Source organism: Embleya sp. NPDC025285 (assembly GCF_055558835.1).
This window is the reverse complement of sequence record NZ_JBVHLU010000083.1, coordinates 20655-37070: the sequence shown is the minus strand read 5'-3', so window position 1 is coordinate 37070 and position 16416 is coordinate 20655. Positions and strand designations below refer to the sequence as shown.

Sequence of the window (16416 nt, the reverse complement as noted above, 5' to 3'; positions counted from 1 at the left end):
GCCGGGTTCAGCGGGCCGCTCGGGCCTGGGCGAACTCCTCGGCGATCGCCGTGCCGAGTCGGTCGAGGAAGTCGCCCGGCGCGAGCGACCCGGGTTCCGCGACCTCGGCGACTTCGGCGGCTCCCGCGATTTCCGCGACTCCGGGGGCTCCGGCGATTTCCGCGACGACGCGATGCACGATTCCGGCTGCCAGCAGGGCCCGGGCGCCGATTCGTTGTTCGTCGGCGAGTTCGGCGGCCCGGGTGGTGTCGCGATGCACGATCGCCGACGCGCCCTCGGGCGGTAGCGGGGCCAGCCACGCGTGTTCGGCCGCGATCCGGCGCACCGCCGGTATCAGCGCCAGCGCGGCGCCGCCCGCACCCTCGCCCAGCAGCAGACCGACGGTCGGCACGGGGGAGGACCCGAGGTCGGCCACACAGCGGGCGATCTCGCCGGCCAGGGCTCCCTCCTCGGCGGCCGGGGTCAGCGCGGCGCCGGCGGTGTCGATCACGGTCAGCAGCGGCAGGCCCAGTTCGGCGGCCAGCCGCATCCCGCGCCGCGCGGTGCGCAGGCCGCCCGGTCCCACGGGGCCGCCCACGGCCGCCCGTTCACGATCGTGGCCGACCACGACACAGGCCGTACCGCCGATCCGGGCGAGGGCGATCCGCATCGCGTCGTCGCGCTCACCGGCCCCGGTCCCCGACAGCGGTACGAGCGTTTCGGCGCGGCGCAGCAGGTCGGCGAGCCCGACACGGTCCGCCCGGCGGGTCCGGACGACGGACCGCCAGACGCCGTGTGGCGCGCGGGCCGGACGAGGACGCTGGTTCGGGGGCGCCTGGAGGGGACTCCCGTACCGGTCCGAGGGCGCCGCGCCGGGATCCGGCCCCGAGCCCGAGTGCGCCGAAGTGGTTCGTGCCGTGGTGGTGGCTCGTTCCCCGGACAGCAGGTCGAGCGTCCGCGCCGTGCGGCGGCGCAGTTCGGGTGTGGTCGCCACCGCGTCCAGGACGCCCCTGCGGTACAGGTTCTCCGCCCGCTGCACATGCTCCGGGAACGGTGCGCCGTGCAGCGCCTCGTACACGCGCGGCCCCAGGAACCCGATCAGCGCCCCGGGCTCGGCGGTCGTGACGTGTCCGAGCGAGCCCCAGGACGCGAACGCCCCGCCGGTGGTGGGGTGGCGAAGGTGGACCAGGTAGGGCAGGCCCGCGGCCTTGTGCGCGACGATCGCCGCGGTGATGTCGATCATCCGCACGAACGCAGGCGTGCCCTCCTGCATCCGGGTGCCGCCCGAGACCGGTGAGGCGAACAGCGGCAGTCGTTCGGCGCCGGCCCGACGGATGGCCGCCACCAGGCGGTTCGCGGCGGCGTCCCCGATCGATCCGGCCAGAAAGCCGAATTCGCCGAGGAGCACGGCGATCCGGTGCCCGGCGATGCGCCCCTCGCCGGTTCGTACCGACTCGTCACTCCCGCTGCGCGCGCGGGCGTGCGCGAGGGCATCGGCGTACGGGCCCGGGGCGGCGTTCGGCGGGATCGGTTCGTCCCAGGAGCGGAAGCTGTCGGGGTCGAGCAGGTCGGTGGCGAAGGCGAGGGCGGTGGGCCGACCGCGGGTCGCGGCGGCGGGTGTCATCGGCGCGTCCCCACGTCGGTGCGCGGGGCTCGGTGCACGTCGGCCGCGACGACGTGCCCCGCGTCGCGATGCGCGTCGTCGGCGGCCCGGGACGGGTCGCAGGGGTGCGCGTCCGAGGGGTGTTCGTCCTCGGCGTCCCGCGCGTCCAGCCATGCCCGCACGCTCGCGTCGTGTTGGCCGAGGGTGGGCGGCGCGGTGTGCTCGCGGCGCCCCCCGTCGTCGAAGCGCCAGGGCGGTCCGGGCAGTTCGATCGCTCCGAGCGTGGGGTGCTCCACCTCGACGACCAGGCCCTGCTGCCGGGTCTGCTCCCACGCGTACACCTCGTCGATGCCGCGCACCTTCCCCGCGGGCACCCCGGCCGCGTCGAGCCGGGCAAGCCAGTCGGCGGCGCTCGCGCCGGCGAAGACCGCCGTCAGTTCGGCCGCCAGCTCGTCGCGCCGGCGGACCCGGTCGCCGTTGCCGGCGTAGCGCGGGTCGTCCGGATCCAGGCCGGTGACGGCGGCGAGGGCCCGCCACAGCGCCGGGCTGCCGGCGGCGAGTTGGATGTCGCCGTCGGCGCAGTGGAAAAGCCCGTAGGGAGCGATCGAGGGATGCTGGTTGCCGGTGGGCTCGGGGAGGTCGCCGGCGACGGTCCACCGGGTGCCCTGGAAGCTGTGGATGCCGATCATCGAGGACAACAGCGAGGTCCGCACCACACGTCCCCGGCCGGTGGCCTGTCGTTCCAGCAGCGCCGCGAGTACTCCCGAGACGCCGAAGATCCCGGCGAGCAGATCGGCGATCGGGGTACCGACCTTGGTCGGCGCGCCGGGCTCGCCGGTCAGGCTCATCAGGCCGGCCTCGCCCTGCGCGATCTGGTCGTAGCCGGCCCGCCCGCCGTGCGGACCGTCGTGGCCGAATCCGCTGATCGACAACACGACCAGGCCGGGATTGAGTTCGTGCAGGCGCTCGACGGTGAAGCCGAGGCGGTCGAGCACCCCGGGCCTGAAGTTCTCGATCAGTACGTCGGCCCGACGGGCCAGCCGGGTCACCAGGTCGCGGCCCTCGGCACTCTTGAGGTCGGCGGTGACCGACTCCTTGTTGCGGTTGCAGGCCAGGAAGTAGGTCGACTCGCGGGCGTCCGCCGGACCGACGAACGGGGGACCCCAGCCCCGGGTGTCGTCGCCGCCGCCGGGTAGCTCGACCTTGATCACGCGGGCCCCGAGGTCACCGAGCATCATCGCGGCGTGTGGGCCGGCGAGGGCTCGGGACAGGTCGAGGACGAGGCGGCCGTCGAGCGGGCCGCGGGTACCGGACGGATCGCCGGACATGGGACCCCTTACGTGTGCGATGTCTATTGACTGAAACAGTCAGAAGATAAGCATGCATGGCCGAATTCGTCTAGATCGGACCGTGTGTTTTCTTGTTCGATCCACAAGCGCAAGGTCGTGAACATCCGGACGGCTACTCGTCGGCCGAAAAGTTCATGCTGCTCAAACCCTTGACTGAATTCGTCAACGATCCGCAGACTGGCCCGGCCGCACCGGAGGCGAACCGCCTCCGGCCGCCACCCCACACCTCCCGCTTCCGCCGCCGCTCGCACCAGGACACCCATGACCGACGACATCCCCGACCTCGACGCCACCGACCTCGCCGCCCGTATCCGGCGGCGCGAGTTGTCCAGCCGCGAGGTCGTCCAGGCACACCTGGACCGCATCGCGGCGGTGAACCCCGCGATCAACGCGATCGTCACCCTCGACCCCGAGGGCGCCCTCGCCGCCGCCGACGCGGCCGACGCGGCGCTCGCCCGCCGGGAGGCCACCGGCCCACTGCACGGACTGCCGATCGCCTTCAAGGACACCCACCACACCCGGGGCATGCGCACCACCCACGGGTCCCCGCTGCACGCCGACGACGTGCCCGACCACGACGACCCGCTGGTGGCCCGGGTCACGGCGGCCGGCGCGATCCGGATCGGCAAGACCAACGTCCCCGAGTTCGCGGCCGGCTCGCACACCTTCAACACCGTCTTCGGCACCACCCGCAACCCGTACGACCCCTCCCGCTCGGCGGGCGGCAGCAGCGGCGGGGCGGCCGCGGCCCTCGCGGCCGGCATGCAGCCGATCGCCGACGGCAGCGACATGGGCGGCTCGCTGCGCAATCCGGCGTCGTTCTGCAACGTCGTCGGCCTGCGCCCCACGCCGGGCCGCGTCCCGCAGGCCCCCTCAGGCAGCAGTTGGCAGACGCTGGCGGTGGCCGGCCCGATGGCCCGCACGGTCGCCGACACCGCGCTGCTGCTCTCGGCGATGACCGGGCCCGATCCGCGCGACCCGATCGCCCTGGAGACACCCGGCTCGGCGTTCGCGGCGCCCCTGGACTTCGACCCGCGAGGGCTGCGGGTCGCCTGGGCACCGGACTTGGGCGCCGGCGTGCCCGTCGACCCGGAGGTGCTCGACGTCCTGGCGGACGCGGTCGCGGTGTTCGCGGACCTCGGCTGCCACGTCGAGTCGGACAGCCCCGACTTCCGCGGCGCCGACGACGTCTTCCGCACCCTGCGCGCCCACGAGTTCAACCTCGGCCTCGGCCACGTGCTCGATTCCTCGCGCGCGGCGCTCAAACCGAGCCTGGTGTGGAACATCGAGGAGGGCCGCAGGCTCGGCTCGGACGATCTCGCGCGCGCGACGATCGCGCACAGTCGGCTGTACGCGCGTGGCATCGACTTCTTCGATCGCTACGACGTGCTGCTGGCGCCGGTGAGCCAAGTCGTGCCCTTCGACGCCGACCTGGAGTACCCGCAATCGGTCGCCGGACTCGCGCAGCACACCTACCTCGACTGGATGCGTTCGGCGTACTACGTCACGCTGCTCGGCGCCCCCGCGCTGTCGGTGCCGGCCGGATTCACGCCCGGCGGCCTTCCGGTCGGCCTGCAGATCGTCACCGCGCCGCGGTCGGACCTGACCACGCTGCGGATCGGCGCGGCGTTCGAGGCCGCGACCCGACACGGGCGCCGACGCCCGCCCCGGGGCTGACCCCGCCCTCGTCCCCGCCGCGTTCCGTCCCCTCCAGGGAGCCCCGATGAGAAAACGCCACGCCGCATGGGCCGCGCTGCCCGTGCTCGCCTTCTTCGCAACTCCCTACCTGCCGTTCGTCAACGGCCCGCACCTGTGGCTCGGCCTGCCCTCGGTACTGGTCTGGGCCGTCCTGTGGACCGTCGGCTGCACCGTCGCGCTGTTCGCGATCGAGCGCTACGCCGATCACCCCGAGGACGACGACGAGGACGTCGAGCACGAGGTCGACGTCGAGTACGGGGACGACCTCGAGCACGGGGACGACCTCGAGCACGACGGCGCCGGGTCCGCCACGAAGGCCGCAGCCGCATCGGAGATCACGTCGTGAACAGCACCATGGTCATCACCGTGCTCGGCATCGTGGCACTCGCCGCGATCGGCGTCGGCGCCCGTCGGCCGGCCAAGGGCGAACTGGGCGAATGGACCGTCGGCAACCGGCGCTTCTCGGCCATGACCTCGTGGTTCCTCCAGGCCGGCGAGTCCTTCACCACCTTCAGCTTCCTGGGTCTGGCCGGTCTCGCCTTCGGGGGTGGCGTGGCGGCCACCTACGCGCTCGGCTATCTCGCCATTTCCCTCGTCACGATGTACTTCATCGGCCCGCGGACCTGGCGACTGGGCCGCGACCGCGGCTACCTGACCCAGGCCGACTTCTTCGCCGACCGCTTCGCCAGCCCGCTGCTGGGCAAGGTGGTCGCGGTGGTCGGCGCGGTGTTCCTGCTGCCGTACCTGCAGTTGCAGATCACCGGCCTGGGGCTGATCGTGCAACTGGCCACCGGCAGCAAGGCCGGCGGCCACCTGAGCATGGTGCTCGCGACCGTCCTGACCGCGGGCTTCGTATTGTGGTCCGGCATCCGGGGCATCGCCCGCGTGGCGTACGCCAAGGACGTGCTCATGGTCGTCGCGCTCGTCGCGCTCCTGATCGCGGTGCCGATGTCGGTCACCGGCGGGTTCGCGCACATCTTCGACACCGTCCGGGACAGCCACGCGTCATTGCTGACGGTCGGCGGCGACTACGACAAGACCTGGTACACCACCGCGCTGCTGATCAGCGCGATCGGATCGGGCCTGAACACGATGCCGCACCTGTGGCCGCCCGTGCTCTCCGCGCGCAGCGCACGCGCCCTGCGGCAGAACTACATCTGGCTCCCGCTGTACCAGGTCGCCCTGGCGGTCCCGGTGATCGTGGGATTCGCGGCCGTGCTCGAACTCTCGCCGGACAGCGCCGGCAACGGCGTGCTGCTGACCATGGCCGGGCACTCGATGCCCGGTTGGCTCGTCGGCGTGGTCGCGGTCGCCGCGGCCGCCGCCGCGATGGTGCCGTCGGCGGCGATCGTGATGGGCATCTCGACCCTGGTGTCGCACAACCTGGTGCCCGTACGCGGCGAGCGCAACCGACTCCGGGTCAACCACGCGTGCGTAGTGCTCGCGTCCGGCCTCGCCCTGATCCTGGCGCTGGGCCGCCCGGGACTGCTCGCCAACCTGCTGCTGCTCACCTACGGCGGTCTGTCGCAACTGGCGCCGGCCACGGTGATGGCGCTGCGCCGGCGCAACCCGCAGGCCGCGATGCCCGCGCTCCTGGGCATCACGACGGGCATCGGCGTACTGAGCTGGCTGACGTTCGCCCATGTCGACGTGGGGAGTTGGGACGCGGGGTTGATCGCCCTGGCACCCAATCTCGCGGTCACCCTCGCGGCGCACCTGCTGTGGCCGCGGCGCCCGGTCGCGGAGTCGATACCCGAGCACGCGGACCGCGCGCCGCGGAAGCCGAAGCCGGCCGCCGCGGGAGTGTGAGCGCACCCGATCGAGACCCGCCGTGACCGGATCTGCCTTCCGGTCACGGCGGGTTCGCCACGACGACGGGGCGATCTCGCCCGCTTCGTCTACTTCGCGTCCGTGCACCGTGTTCCGGCCGCCGGGAGGCTGCCGTCCACGAGGTAGGCGATGACGTTCGCGTCGACGCACTTGCTGCGGCCGAACGCGCCGTGGCCTTCGCCCTCCAGGGTCAACAGCGTCGCGTGCGCGAGATCCTTGGCCAGCTTCTCGGAAGCGGCGTACGGGGTGGCCGGGTCGCCCGTCGTGCCGACGACCAGGATCGGCGCGGCGCCCTCGGCCCGGATCACGTGCGGCTTCTCGGGCGTCCGATACGGCCAGAACTCGCAACCGGGACCCTCGATGTCGGATGCGACGGTGTCCTTCGAGAACAACGGTGCGTCGGCCTTGAGCTTCGCCAGGACCTGCTGGATCGCCTCGGGGGAGGGAGCGGGAGCGGCGCCGTCGGCACAGCGGATCGCCGCGCGCGAGTCCGAGCCGTTGTCGTAGTGACCCTTCTTGTCCCGGCCCAGGTAGTTGTCCGCGTAGAACAACAGCGCGCTGCCGTCCTTGCCGTTCATGGCCACGGTGAATGCCTCGCGCAGGTACTTCCACGAGGTTTCCTTGTTGCCGTACAACAGGCTCTTCGCGCCCGCCCAGCCGAGACTGGAGGTGAGTTTGCGGCCCTGGCTCGCGGTACGCAGGGGGTTGTCCTGCAACTTGTCGAGGAAGTCGGCGCCGATCTCGGCGGCCCGGTCCGGGTTGCCGCCCAGCGGGCAGCCCTTGCGGGCGGCGCAATCCGCGGCGAACGCGCGGAACGAGCGCTCGAAGCCGATGGTCTGGTCGATGGCCGCGTCGAGTTTGTCGGCCGCCGGGTCCACCACGGCGTCCAGGACGAGGCGGCCCACCCGGTCGGGGAACTCCTCGGCGTACAGCGAGCCGAGGTAGGTTCCGTAGGAGACGCCGAGGTAGTTGAGCTTGTCGTCACCGACCGCACCGCGCAGGACGTCCATGTCGCGAGCCGCGTTGCGGGTGCCCACGAACGGGAGCAGGTCGCCGGACTTTTCCTGGCAGGCGGCGGAGAACGCCTTGCCGCTCCGCTCGCCGTGCGCCTTGCGCTCGATCGGATCGTGCGGCGAGTCCTGGGCGTTGCGCTCGTCCCGGGTCTTGTCGTCCAGGCAGCGCACGGGCGAACTGTCGGCGACACCGCGCGGGTCGAAGCCGAGGACGTCGTAGCGGTCGTGCAGGACGCCGTCGAACTCGGTGAACGCGTACTTGACGAAGTCCTGGCCGGAGCCGCCGGGTCCGCCGGGGTTGAGCACGAGCGAGCCGATCCGCTGATCGGGCTTGGCGGCCGGATGTTGCATCACGGCGATGTCGAGCGACTTGCCGTCGGGAGCGGTGTAGTCCAGCGGGACCTTGAAGGTCCCACACCGGAATTCGCCCTCGTCCTTCTTGGGAGTCGCCGGATCGTCCTGGCACGCCTGCCACGAGATCTTTTGCTCGTAGAAGGGACGCAGCGCGGGGTCCGCCGCTCCCTTGGGCTTTGCCGGCGGCGGGGTGGGCGCCGGCGGCGCGGTCGTCACCGGTGTGGGAACGGGCTTCGCGACGGCGGTGTCGGACGCCCTGTCGCCGGCGCCGGAGGTGCACCCCGCGGCCACGAGCAAGGCTACGGCCACGGGTATGGAACGGCGGAAGGACGCCGCTCGAAAGGGAGTGATCACAGCTCAAGGACTACCACTCGGCGCTTCGGCGGCGCACGGCGATATCCCGCGTCGGACGAACGCATCGCTCGGGGCGGCGTGCCGGCACGCGGCCGGATGCACTCGACCCGGCGTACCGCGACCCGTGCGCCGGGCTGCACGGCCACGGTGAGCAGTGGGTGATCGAAAAGAAGTTCCGGGATGGCGATGAGTTTTCCGGGTGGGCCCGGTCTGATCAATCACAGCGTTCGCAGCGGGAACGAGAGCGACGCGAGACGCCGGAACACAGACACGGGAGCTTCCATGGCCACCACGCACACCGTCACCTCCGCCGACGGCACCACCATCGTGTACGACCGGCACACGCCCGCGGGTGACAGCAGGGGGACGGTGATCCTCGTCGGCGGCGCCTTCAGCTACCGGGGGTTCCCGAAGATGGTGGAACTGGCGCGGTTGTTGGTCGCTTCGTACGGGCTGACCGTCGTCGACTACGACCGTCGCGGTCGTGGTGACAGCGGCGACACCCCGGGGCGCCACGATGTCGCGCAGGAGATCGACGACCTGGCCGCGGTGGTCGCCGCCGAGGGTGGCTCGGCGGCGCTGTTCGGCTGGTCCTCGGGCGCGGGCCTGGCGCTGCGGGCCGCCGCCTCGGGGCGAATTCCCGGGATCGGTCGGGTGGTTGCCTTCGAGCCGCCGTTCGTCGTCGACCGCACCCGCCATGTGCCGCCGGCGGACCTGGGCGAGACCCTGCACGCACTGGTCGCCGCCGACCGACGCGGCAAGGTCGTGCGGTACTTCATGACCAAGGCGATGGGCATTCCCGCCCCGTTCGTGGGGCTGATGCGGATCACCCCGATGTGGTCCAAGCTCACGGCGGTGGCCGGCTCCACGCCGCACGACTGGGCGGTGATGGGCGAGTACATGCGCGGCGAGCCGCTCGACCCCGCCGACTGGGCGGGCGTACGGGTGCCGGTGCTGGTGCTCTCCGGCGCGCGCAGCGACGCGCTGCTGCGTACCGCGGCCCGGGCCGCCACCGCGGTGCTGCCCGATGCCCGGCACATCGAGATCCCGAAGCTCAGCCACAACCCGAACGTCGGGCTGCTGGCCCCGCCCGCCGGCGAGTTCCTCACCAACCAGTCGGCGCCGACGGGCTGATCGCCACAGCCCTTCCCGGGGGCGTTCAGCGACAGGTCATTGCAACGTTTGATGTGTAGTGTTTGCGTTCGGCGGCATTTCATTGCAACGATGTAACCTGCTATGACCTGGGAAAATAGTGGAAACTGACGGTCTTGTCGATTGACCTTCCGGTGAATGCAACTTAGCGTTTCCCCAGCTGGAAAACGGAAGGTCCCGGATCGCGAGTTGCGGAGGCGGCGCGATCCAACGCGCCCTGGCACCCGTCCCGGTGACCACCGCACCGACTACCCGACGTCGCCACCACGAGAAAAAGCGAGATGCTCAAATGCGCATTGTGATTGCCGAGTTCGTCAGCCTCGACGGTGTCGTACAGGCGCCGGGCCACCCGGACGAGGACACCGACGGCGGCTTCGCCCACGGTGGTTGGACCCACCCCTACTTCGACCCGGCGGTGATGGGCAAGGCCCTGGCCGAATGGAGTGCCGGTACCGGGGCCATGCTGTTCGGCCGCAACACCTGGCAGGTCATGGCAGCCGCCTGGCCGGAGCGCGCGGGCGACCCGTTCGCCGACCACATGAACAACGTCACCAAGTACGTGGTGACCAACACGCTCACCGACGACGACCTGACCTGGAACAACACCATCCGCATACCGGGCGACCAGGCCCTGGAGCAGATCGGGAAGCTGCGCGAGATCGACGGCGGCGACCTGGTCGTCACCGGCAGCGCCTCGCTCGCCCGTACTCTCATCGCCGAAGGACTCGCCGACGAACTCCGCCTGATGATCATGCCGGTGCTGCTCGGTGGCGGAAAGACGATCTACCCGGCCGACGGCGCCCTGCGCGCCTTCGACCTCGTCTCCACCGTCACCAGCGGCACCGGTGTCCACGTGGCCACCTACCGGGCCAAGGCCGCCGGCGCCTGACCGCCGATCACCCGTTCTGGGGACGGGTGATCGGCGCCAGGCCGAACCGGGGCCCTCCCGCGCGGCATGCGCTCGCGCATGGCCGCACGGGAGGCCCCTTCTCGGTTCCCGGCTCGGAAAACACACCGGTGGTCCGATACCCGAGTTCGAACCGGTGGGCCGCCCGGCCCTCCGCTCAAAGGTCGCGGTCCTTGCGCAGCGCCTGGAGCAGCCAGGTGAAGTCCGGGAGCAGACCGGGCAGCACGTGCCAGTCGTTGATGACCCACACCAGCCGCCAGTACCGCTCCACGCGCGGATCATCGATCCGTTCGAGGTGTCGGATCGTCCAGGCCGGCAGTTCCGCGTCGGGCACGTGCGGGTACGCGCGCGCGAGCACATGGAGGATGCCCTCGACGACGGGTTCGGCCGCCGCGCCGAGTGGGTCGATGCCCGCTTCCTTCGCAGCGGTGATCCGCTCGCGGAGGGCCTCCAGTACCTCGTCGGAGATGCCGGTATCGGCCCGGTCGCCCTCGCGTGCGGCCGACTTGCGCATGCGGTCGCGGAAATCCTCGTCGCCGATGAGCTCGTTGAGCTCGACCCACGCCCGAACCTGCTCGGGAGAGGGATCGTCGGGGAGGTCGGGGGCGGCGGCGCGCACCATGGTCGCCAGATCGAGGTAGGCGGGTTCGCTGCCGAAGGTGGCGCCGATGAAGTCGTCGATCAGGCGTCGGCGTTCGGTCGCGGTCAGTCGGGTGAGCTTGTGCATGAGGTTGGTCTCCTCCGGGCTGGAGCCATGGGTGGCCACGACTCGCAGGACACTTCGACGCAGCCGCAACGTCCGGATCTGTACGTCGACGGCGTCGAGGTGGGCCGCCGCGACCTCCGCCACCGACACCTTGCGGTCCAGCACCCGACGGATCGTGGCGAGGTCCAGGCCCAACTCCCGCAGCGTGCGGACCAGGTCCAGGCGCAGCAGTGCGTCGAGGTCGTAGAGCCGGTAGCCGGCGGGGCTACGACCCGAGAACGGCACCAATCCCGAGTCGGAGTAGAAGCGGATGGTCTTCACCGACAGTCCGGTGCGTCGGGCGACTTCCCCGATCGCATGCAGGGCCACGTCGTTCATGTCCCTCATCATGGCGTCTCCCCTCACTGGAGACTCAAGGACTTTTTGCCACCGCCGCGCCGGGCCGGCTCGCGTATTGCGCGTGCGACCTCGGCTTCGGGAGGTCAGGGAGGAGGGTCCAGGATCAGGTCGAGGGACAACGTGCCGCCCGTTCCGGTAAACGTGCCGACCGGACGGAAGCCGGTCTTCATCGGGACCGGGCTGATCGCGGTGCTCGGTCGGGCCGAGTCGTCGTCTGGTGTCGCCGTCTCGGTCATGGCTGCGGGGCTGGTTGCCCCGGCCTGTGGGTGACCGGGGGCCAGGGGTTTGTCGCCGGAGATGGGCAGGGTGCGGATGGTGGTTTTGCGCTGTGCGGGGGGCGGGGCTGCGGAGGGAAAGGGTTCTTGTGGCGCTATGGGACCCGGGACTGTGCGGTCACCGATTCTCGATGGTCAGGGTGACCGGGAGTCCCTTCCGGATGCGGCGCAGCAGGCGGCCGCCGTGTACCCTCGGCGCGTCGAAGCCGCGGCGGTCGTCGGCATCGTCGGGGTCCTCGTCGGTGACCAGGACCTCGGGGACGAGCAGCGCGGCCGGATCGCGGTCCTGGGCGAGTTCGAGATACGAGGGGGCGATCACGCCGCCGTGCAGTTCGCCGCCGACGAGGTCGGGGGAGAACTCGGCGGACAGGACCGTCACGGTCGCCCGCAGGTCGCCGTGGATCATGACGAGTTTGTCGGTCATGTTGCCGATGAAGGCGTCCACGTGCACGGTTCCCTGGACCAGGAGCTTGGCGTCGCCTTCGAGGTAGATGTTCCCGGCGCGTAGATCGCCCAGCACGATCAGTGCCGGGCAGCCGTCGTCCACATTGACGACATTGCCGTCGACGGTCAGATCGCCGTCGATGACGTAGCCCGTGCCGGTGGGTTCGGCCTCGTCCAGGTCGAAGTGGCCGGGTATCGAGGTGTTGCCCTCGTGTACGTCGTACGTCTCGTTGTACAGGTTCCCGTACGAGGATTCGGGGAACTCCCGCCGCTCGAAGAGTGCGACGGTTTCCGTCCAGTCGTGCGGGGTGCTTCGCAAGGTCATGGCGCGCACTGTTGCACACCTCCCGGACAGTCGGGGGTCGCCGGAGCCGGGGCTTCCTTCGATCGGCATCCGCGTTTCGCGTTGGGTGTCCCTCGGTACGCCACGCCGCTTTCGGTCGGCTCTCGGTTCGGGCTCGGCGGCTCGCGGCGCGTCCGGCTCGTCCGGGTCGGCTTGTGGTTCGGTTGCCGGTCCGCTTCCGGGTTCGTACCGCGCGGCTCCCGCCCTTCCGCGCCGGCTCCCGACCCGTGCTCGGCGCTCGCCGCGCCGTCCCGTCCGCCGCCGGGTGCCGTCGACTAACCTGGCCGTATGCGTTTCGGGGTGCTGGGTTCGCTCGGCGTGTGGTCGGATGACGGCTCGGAGAGCAAGGTCCCCGAGTCGAAGGCCCGCGCCCTTCTCGCGTGTCTCCTGGTGCATCGGGGGCGCCCGGTCTCCGCGGACCGACTCGTCGAGGACCTGTGGGGGGCAAGGCCACCAAGCGATCCCCCGGGAGCGCTGCAGACGAAGGTGTGGCGACTGCGGCGCGCGCTGGAGGACGCCGAGCCGGGCGGACGGCTCCTGGTGGTCTCGCGCCCGCCGGGGTACGAGCTGCGGGTCGGACCCGACGCGGTCGACGCGGACCGTTTCCAGGAGCTGCTCGGGCGGGCGCGGGCGGTCGCCGATCCGCGGACCCGGGCCGCCGTGCTGGCGGACGCGCTGGCGCTGTGGCGCGGTCCCGCGTTCGCCGACTTCGCCGACGAGGAGTTCACCCGCACCGCGGCGACCCTGCTCGAGGAGCAGCGGCTGACCGCGTTGGAGGAACAAGCCGAAGCCCGCCTCGAACTCGGCGAACACGCCCTCGTCGCAGACGAGTTGAGTGACCTGGTCGTCCTGCACCCGCTGCGCGAGCGGATGCGCGCCGCACACGTGCGGGCGCTGTATCTGGCCGGTCGCCAGGACGCGGCCCTGCGCAGCCACGCGGATCTGCGTACCCGGCTGGCCGAGGAACTGGGGCTCGACCCGGGGCCCGAACTGACCGCCCTGCACCACGCGATCCTCACCCAGGACCTCGCCCCGGCCGCCCCACCCGCGCCGGCCGCCCCTTCCAGCCGCCCGCCGAACAACGTGCCGGCCCTGCCGGCCGCACTGATCGGCCGCGACGAGGCGGTCGCCGAACTGCGACTGCTGTCGGCCGCGCACCGGCTGGTGACGCTCACCGGCCCCGGCGGCGTCGGCAAGACGCAGCTCGCGCTGGCGACCGCCGCGCAGCTCGGCGCGACGTTTCCCGCCGGCATCCACGTGGCGGAGTTCTCCGCGCTCGAACCGACATCCGCCACCACACGGACCGGTGCGTGGGCCGAGGTCGACGAGGTGGTCGGTGCGGTGCTCGGAGTGCGGGACGACACCATCCGCCCCGGGGACGAGCCGCTGTCGTCGGCCGCGCGCGTCGCGCACGCGCTGGGGGACCGGCCGGCCCTGTTGATCTTCGACAATTGCGAGCATGTCGCCGAACCCGTGGCCGAGTTGGCCGAACAACTGCTGAAGGCGGCCCCGGGCCTGCGCATCCTGGCCACCAGCCAGGTGCCGCTCGGCATCACCGGCGAGCAGCTGTGGGAGGTACCGCCGCTGCGGCAGCCTGCGTCCGCCGAAGGGCTGAGCGCGGCAGACGTACTCCGGTTCGGCGCGGTGGAGTTGTTCGTGGCGCGGGCCACCGCGTCCGCACCCCGTTTCGTCCTGGACGACAGCACCCTGGACGCGGTGGTGTCGATCTGCCGGCGCCTGGACGGCCTTCCGCTGGCCTTGGAGATGGCCGCGACGCGGGTACGGGCGCTGGGGGTACACGAGTTGGCCGCCCGCCTGGACGACCGTTTCCACCTGCTGGCGGTGGGTGCGCGCCGCGCCCCGGCCCGGCAGCGGACGTTGCGGGCGGTGATCGACTGGAGCTGGGACCTGCTCGGCGACCGGGAACAGGCGGTGCTGCGGCGCCTGGCCGTACACGCGGACGGGTGCACGCTCGCCGCCGCGGAGGAACTCTGCACCGGGGACGGCGTGGACCGGGCGGAGGTGCTCGACCTGGTGGCCCGGCTGGTGGACTGTTCGCTGGTGGTGATGACCGAGAGCCCGGGCGCCGAAGGACCCCGCTATCGGATGCTGGAGTCGGTGGCCGCGTACGCCGCGGAACGACTGGTGGAATCCGGCGAGTCCGCGGTCTACCGGCGCAGGCACCGCGCCTACTACACGGCGCTGGCCGAGCGGGCCGAGCCGCACCTGCGCGGCCACGAGCAGCGCCGATGGCTGCGCCGGCTGGACATCGAGAACGCGAACCTGCGCTCCGCGCTGGACGGCGCCGTGCGGGCCGGGGACGCCGACTGCGCGCTGCGCCTGGTGAACGCGCTGGCCTGGTACTGGTGTCTGCGTGGACGCAACAACGAGGCCCAACGCTCCCTCGCCGCGGCCCTGTCGGTCGATACGGATGCCCCCGCCGGGTCGGTGGCCGAGGCGACGGCCTGGCTGGGCGGTGTCACGCTGGCGCTCCGCGGCAGCGCGGACCCCGTCGGCGAGTACCGCGCCGCGCTGCGGCCGTACGAAACCGTCGACGACCCGCCGGCCCGGGCCCGGGCACAGTGGTTCGTGGCGTCCAACCTGTACGGCGTCGGTGATTCCTCGCCGAGCCTGCACCTGGTCGAGTCCGCGCTCGCGACGTTCCGATCGATCGGCGACCGGTGGGGCACGGCCGCGGCGCTCGCCGGCCTGGCCTTCCACGCGAAGCTGCGTGGGGACTTCGGCGTGCTGCGCGGCCATGGTGAGCGGAGCCTGGAGCTGTTCCGGGAACTGGGCGACCAGTGGGGGCAGTTGCGGGCCATGGTGCCGCTGCAGACGCTGGCCGAGGTGATGGGCGACTACGAACGCGCCGGGCGGCTGCACCGCGAGGGGCTGCGGATGGCCGAGGACCTCGGGCTGTGGCCGGAGGTGTCCTTCCAACTCTCGGGCCTAGGACGCGTCGCCATGCTCACCCGGGACTACCCGGGAGCCCGGGAGTTCCACGAGCGGGCCAAGCGGGTCGCGGTCGCGCAGGCGGACACCTTCGGCGAGCAGTACGCGGAGATCGGACTCGGGATGGGGGCCCGCCGCGCGGGTGACCTGGACGCCGCCGAGGAGCACATGCGGAATGTGCTGGAGGTGCACCGGCGGATGGGGTACGAGCCGAGCCTGCCGGCGTTGATCCTGGCCGAGCTCGGGTTCGTCGCCGAGCTGCGGGGCGAGACGGCGACGGCCCTGGAGTTGCAGCTCGAGGGTCTGTCCGCGGCCCGAGCATCCGGGGACCCCCGGGCGGTTGCGCTGGCGCTGGAGGGCCTGGCCGGCGCACAGGTGTCGGGGGGCCACGCCGACCACGCGGCGCGGCTGCTCGGCGCGGCTGCGGCGGCCCGCCGCTCGGTCGGTATCCCGTTGCCCGAGGGCGAACAGGACGACGTGGTCCGCATCACGGCGCGGGCCCGCGACATCCTGGGCGACGCGCGCTTCGACGCCGCGTACGGCACGCATGTCCCCTGGGACGGCACGTCGAGCGTGGACGCCCTCCTCGCCGACCCGTCCCTGCCCGACACCGCCCGAACGCGGACACCGAGCGACGAGTGAAGGCGGTCGAAGGCGGCCACGCCCCACCCGCCGATGGAACACGGCGGTCCGACACCCGCCGGGAATTCGGCCGTTGTCGCCCGCCGTGGCGGGATTGCGGCCGGGACGCTCGACACCCGCCGACCGGACCCCGTGTCGGGGGCGGTCGGCGGGTGTCGGCGCGCGGGGCGGTCGGCCGGCGGCGGGCCGGACGACAGGACGAGGTCGCAGACCTGCTGCGCGCGGTGCGGAAGGAGATGGGTGCCGAAGCACGGCTCGACTGCTTTCCGCCGAGTACGGGAACCCCGCCGAGGTGGCCGGCCTGGTCCGGCGTGTGCGCACCGCGACGGACCGGATCGATCTGCTCGTCGACAACGCCCGATGCCCCGGAGCGCGCACCCGGACCGTGAACGTTGCGGGCACCGAACCCACCTTCC

12 protein-coding genes are annotated in these 16416 nt (G+C 71.9%); 6 read left to right on the top strand and 6 right to left on the bottom strand.

The annotated features are described in order from the left end of the window. Nucleotides 1-7 precede the first annotated feature (7 nt). Together ACZ4FV_RS38605 and ACZ4FV_RS38600 are read right to left on the bottom strand one after the other, a co-directional pair. Nucleotides 8-1603, bottom strand: a complete 1596-nt coding sequence (locus ACZ4FV_RS38605) for a carboxyl transferase domain-containing protein (protein WP_402238395.1) — start codon at nt 1601-1603, stop codon at nt 8-10. Beyond that, the gene (locus ACZ4FV_RS38600; RefSeq protein WP_465325257.1) at nt 1600-2910 is read right to left on the bottom strand and encodes a CaiB/BaiF CoA transferase family protein; all 1311 of its coding nucleotides are present in this window, start codon (nt 2908-2910) and stop codon (nt 1600-1602) included. The genes ACZ4FV_RS38605 and ACZ4FV_RS38600 overlap by 4 nt, the downstream gene beginning before the upstream one ends. A 282-nt stretch (nt 2911-3192) precedes the next feature. Here ACZ4FV_RS38600 and ACZ4FV_RS38595 point away from each other — a divergent pair, with 282 nt between their 5' ends. From ACZ4FV_RS38595 to ACZ4FV_RS38585, 3 genes are read left to right on the top strand one after another with little or no spacing between them, the layout of a single operon-like run. After that, nucleotides 3193-4608: an amidase gene (locus ACZ4FV_RS38595; protein WP_465325255.1), complete on the top strand. Its 1416-nt coding sequence runs from the start codon at nt 3193-3195 to the stop codon at nt 4606-4608. A 46-nt stretch (nt 4609-4654) separates the two neighbouring features. Next, nucleotides 4655-4975, top strand: coding sequence for a hypothetical protein (locus ACZ4FV_RS38590; RefSeq protein ID WP_402238389.1), 321 nt, complete (start codon nt 4655-4657; stop codon nt 4973-4975). Beyond that, the gene (locus ACZ4FV_RS38585) at nt 4972-6438 is read left to right on the top strand and encodes a sodium:solute symporter family protein (RefSeq protein ID WP_402238387.1); all 1467 of its coding nucleotides are present in this window, start codon (nt 4972-4974) and stop codon (nt 6436-6438) included. The genes ACZ4FV_RS38590 and ACZ4FV_RS38585 overlap by 4 nt, the downstream gene beginning before the upstream one ends. Nucleotides 6439-6527: 89 nt before the next feature. Here ACZ4FV_RS38585 and ACZ4FV_RS38580 read toward each other — a convergent pair whose 3' ends face one another. Then, nucleotides 6528-8135: an alpha/beta hydrolase gene (locus ACZ4FV_RS38580; protein ID WP_465325252.1), complete on the bottom strand. Its 1608-nt coding sequence runs from the start codon at nt 8133-8135 to the stop codon at nt 6528-6530. A gap of 327 nt (nt 8136-8462) precedes the next feature. On the opposite strand from ACZ4FV_RS38580, the gene ACZ4FV_RS38575 reads away from it, so the two are divergent. Together ACZ4FV_RS38575 and ACZ4FV_RS38570 are read left to right on the top strand one after the other, a co-directional pair. Beyond that, complete coding sequence (locus ACZ4FV_RS38575) at nt 8463-9314, top strand: alpha/beta fold hydrolase (protein WP_395869665.1); 852 nt, start codon at nt 8463-8465, stop codon at nt 9312-9314. Nucleotides 9315-9621: 307 nt separating this feature from the next. Beyond that, a complete protein-coding gene (locus ACZ4FV_RS38570; protein ID WP_395869663.1) occupies nt 9622-10221 on the top strand; it encodes a dihydrofolate reductase family protein in 600 nt (199 codons plus the stop codon). Nucleotides 10222-10396: 175 nt separating this feature from the next. On the opposite strand, the gene ACZ4FV_RS38565 is transcribed toward ACZ4FV_RS38570, so the two are convergent. The 3 genes from ACZ4FV_RS38565 to ACZ4FV_RS38555 all read right to left on the bottom strand — a co-directional run bounded on the left by ACZ4FV_RS38565 (nt 10397) and on the right by ACZ4FV_RS38555 (nt 12388). Further along, nucleotides 10397-11323, bottom strand: coding sequence for a MerR family transcriptional regulator (locus ACZ4FV_RS38565; RefSeq protein ID WP_402238381.1), 927 nt, complete (start codon nt 11321-11323; stop codon nt 10397-10399). Nucleotides 11324-11427: 104 nt separating this feature from the next. Then, complete coding sequence (locus ACZ4FV_RS38560; protein ID WP_395869659.1) at nt 11428-11580, bottom strand: hypothetical protein; 153 nt, start codon at nt 11578-11580, stop codon at nt 11428-11430. Between the two features lie 157 nt (nt 11581-11737). Continuing rightward, nucleotides 11738-12388 carry a hypothetical protein gene (locus ACZ4FV_RS38555; RefSeq protein ID WP_402238378.1) on the bottom strand — a complete coding sequence of 217 codons (651 nt, stop codon included), beginning with the start codon at nt 12386-12388 and terminating at the stop codon, nt 11738-11740. Nucleotides 12389-12694: 306 nt separating this feature from the next. Between ACZ4FV_RS38555 and ACZ4FV_RS38550 the strand changes: the two genes are divergently transcribed. Continuing rightward, entirely contained in the window at nt 12695-16000 is a 3306-nt protein-coding gene (locus ACZ4FV_RS38550) for an AfsR/SARP family transcriptional regulator (protein WP_465325248.1), read from the top strand. Nucleotides 16001-16416 lie beyond the last annotated feature (416 nt).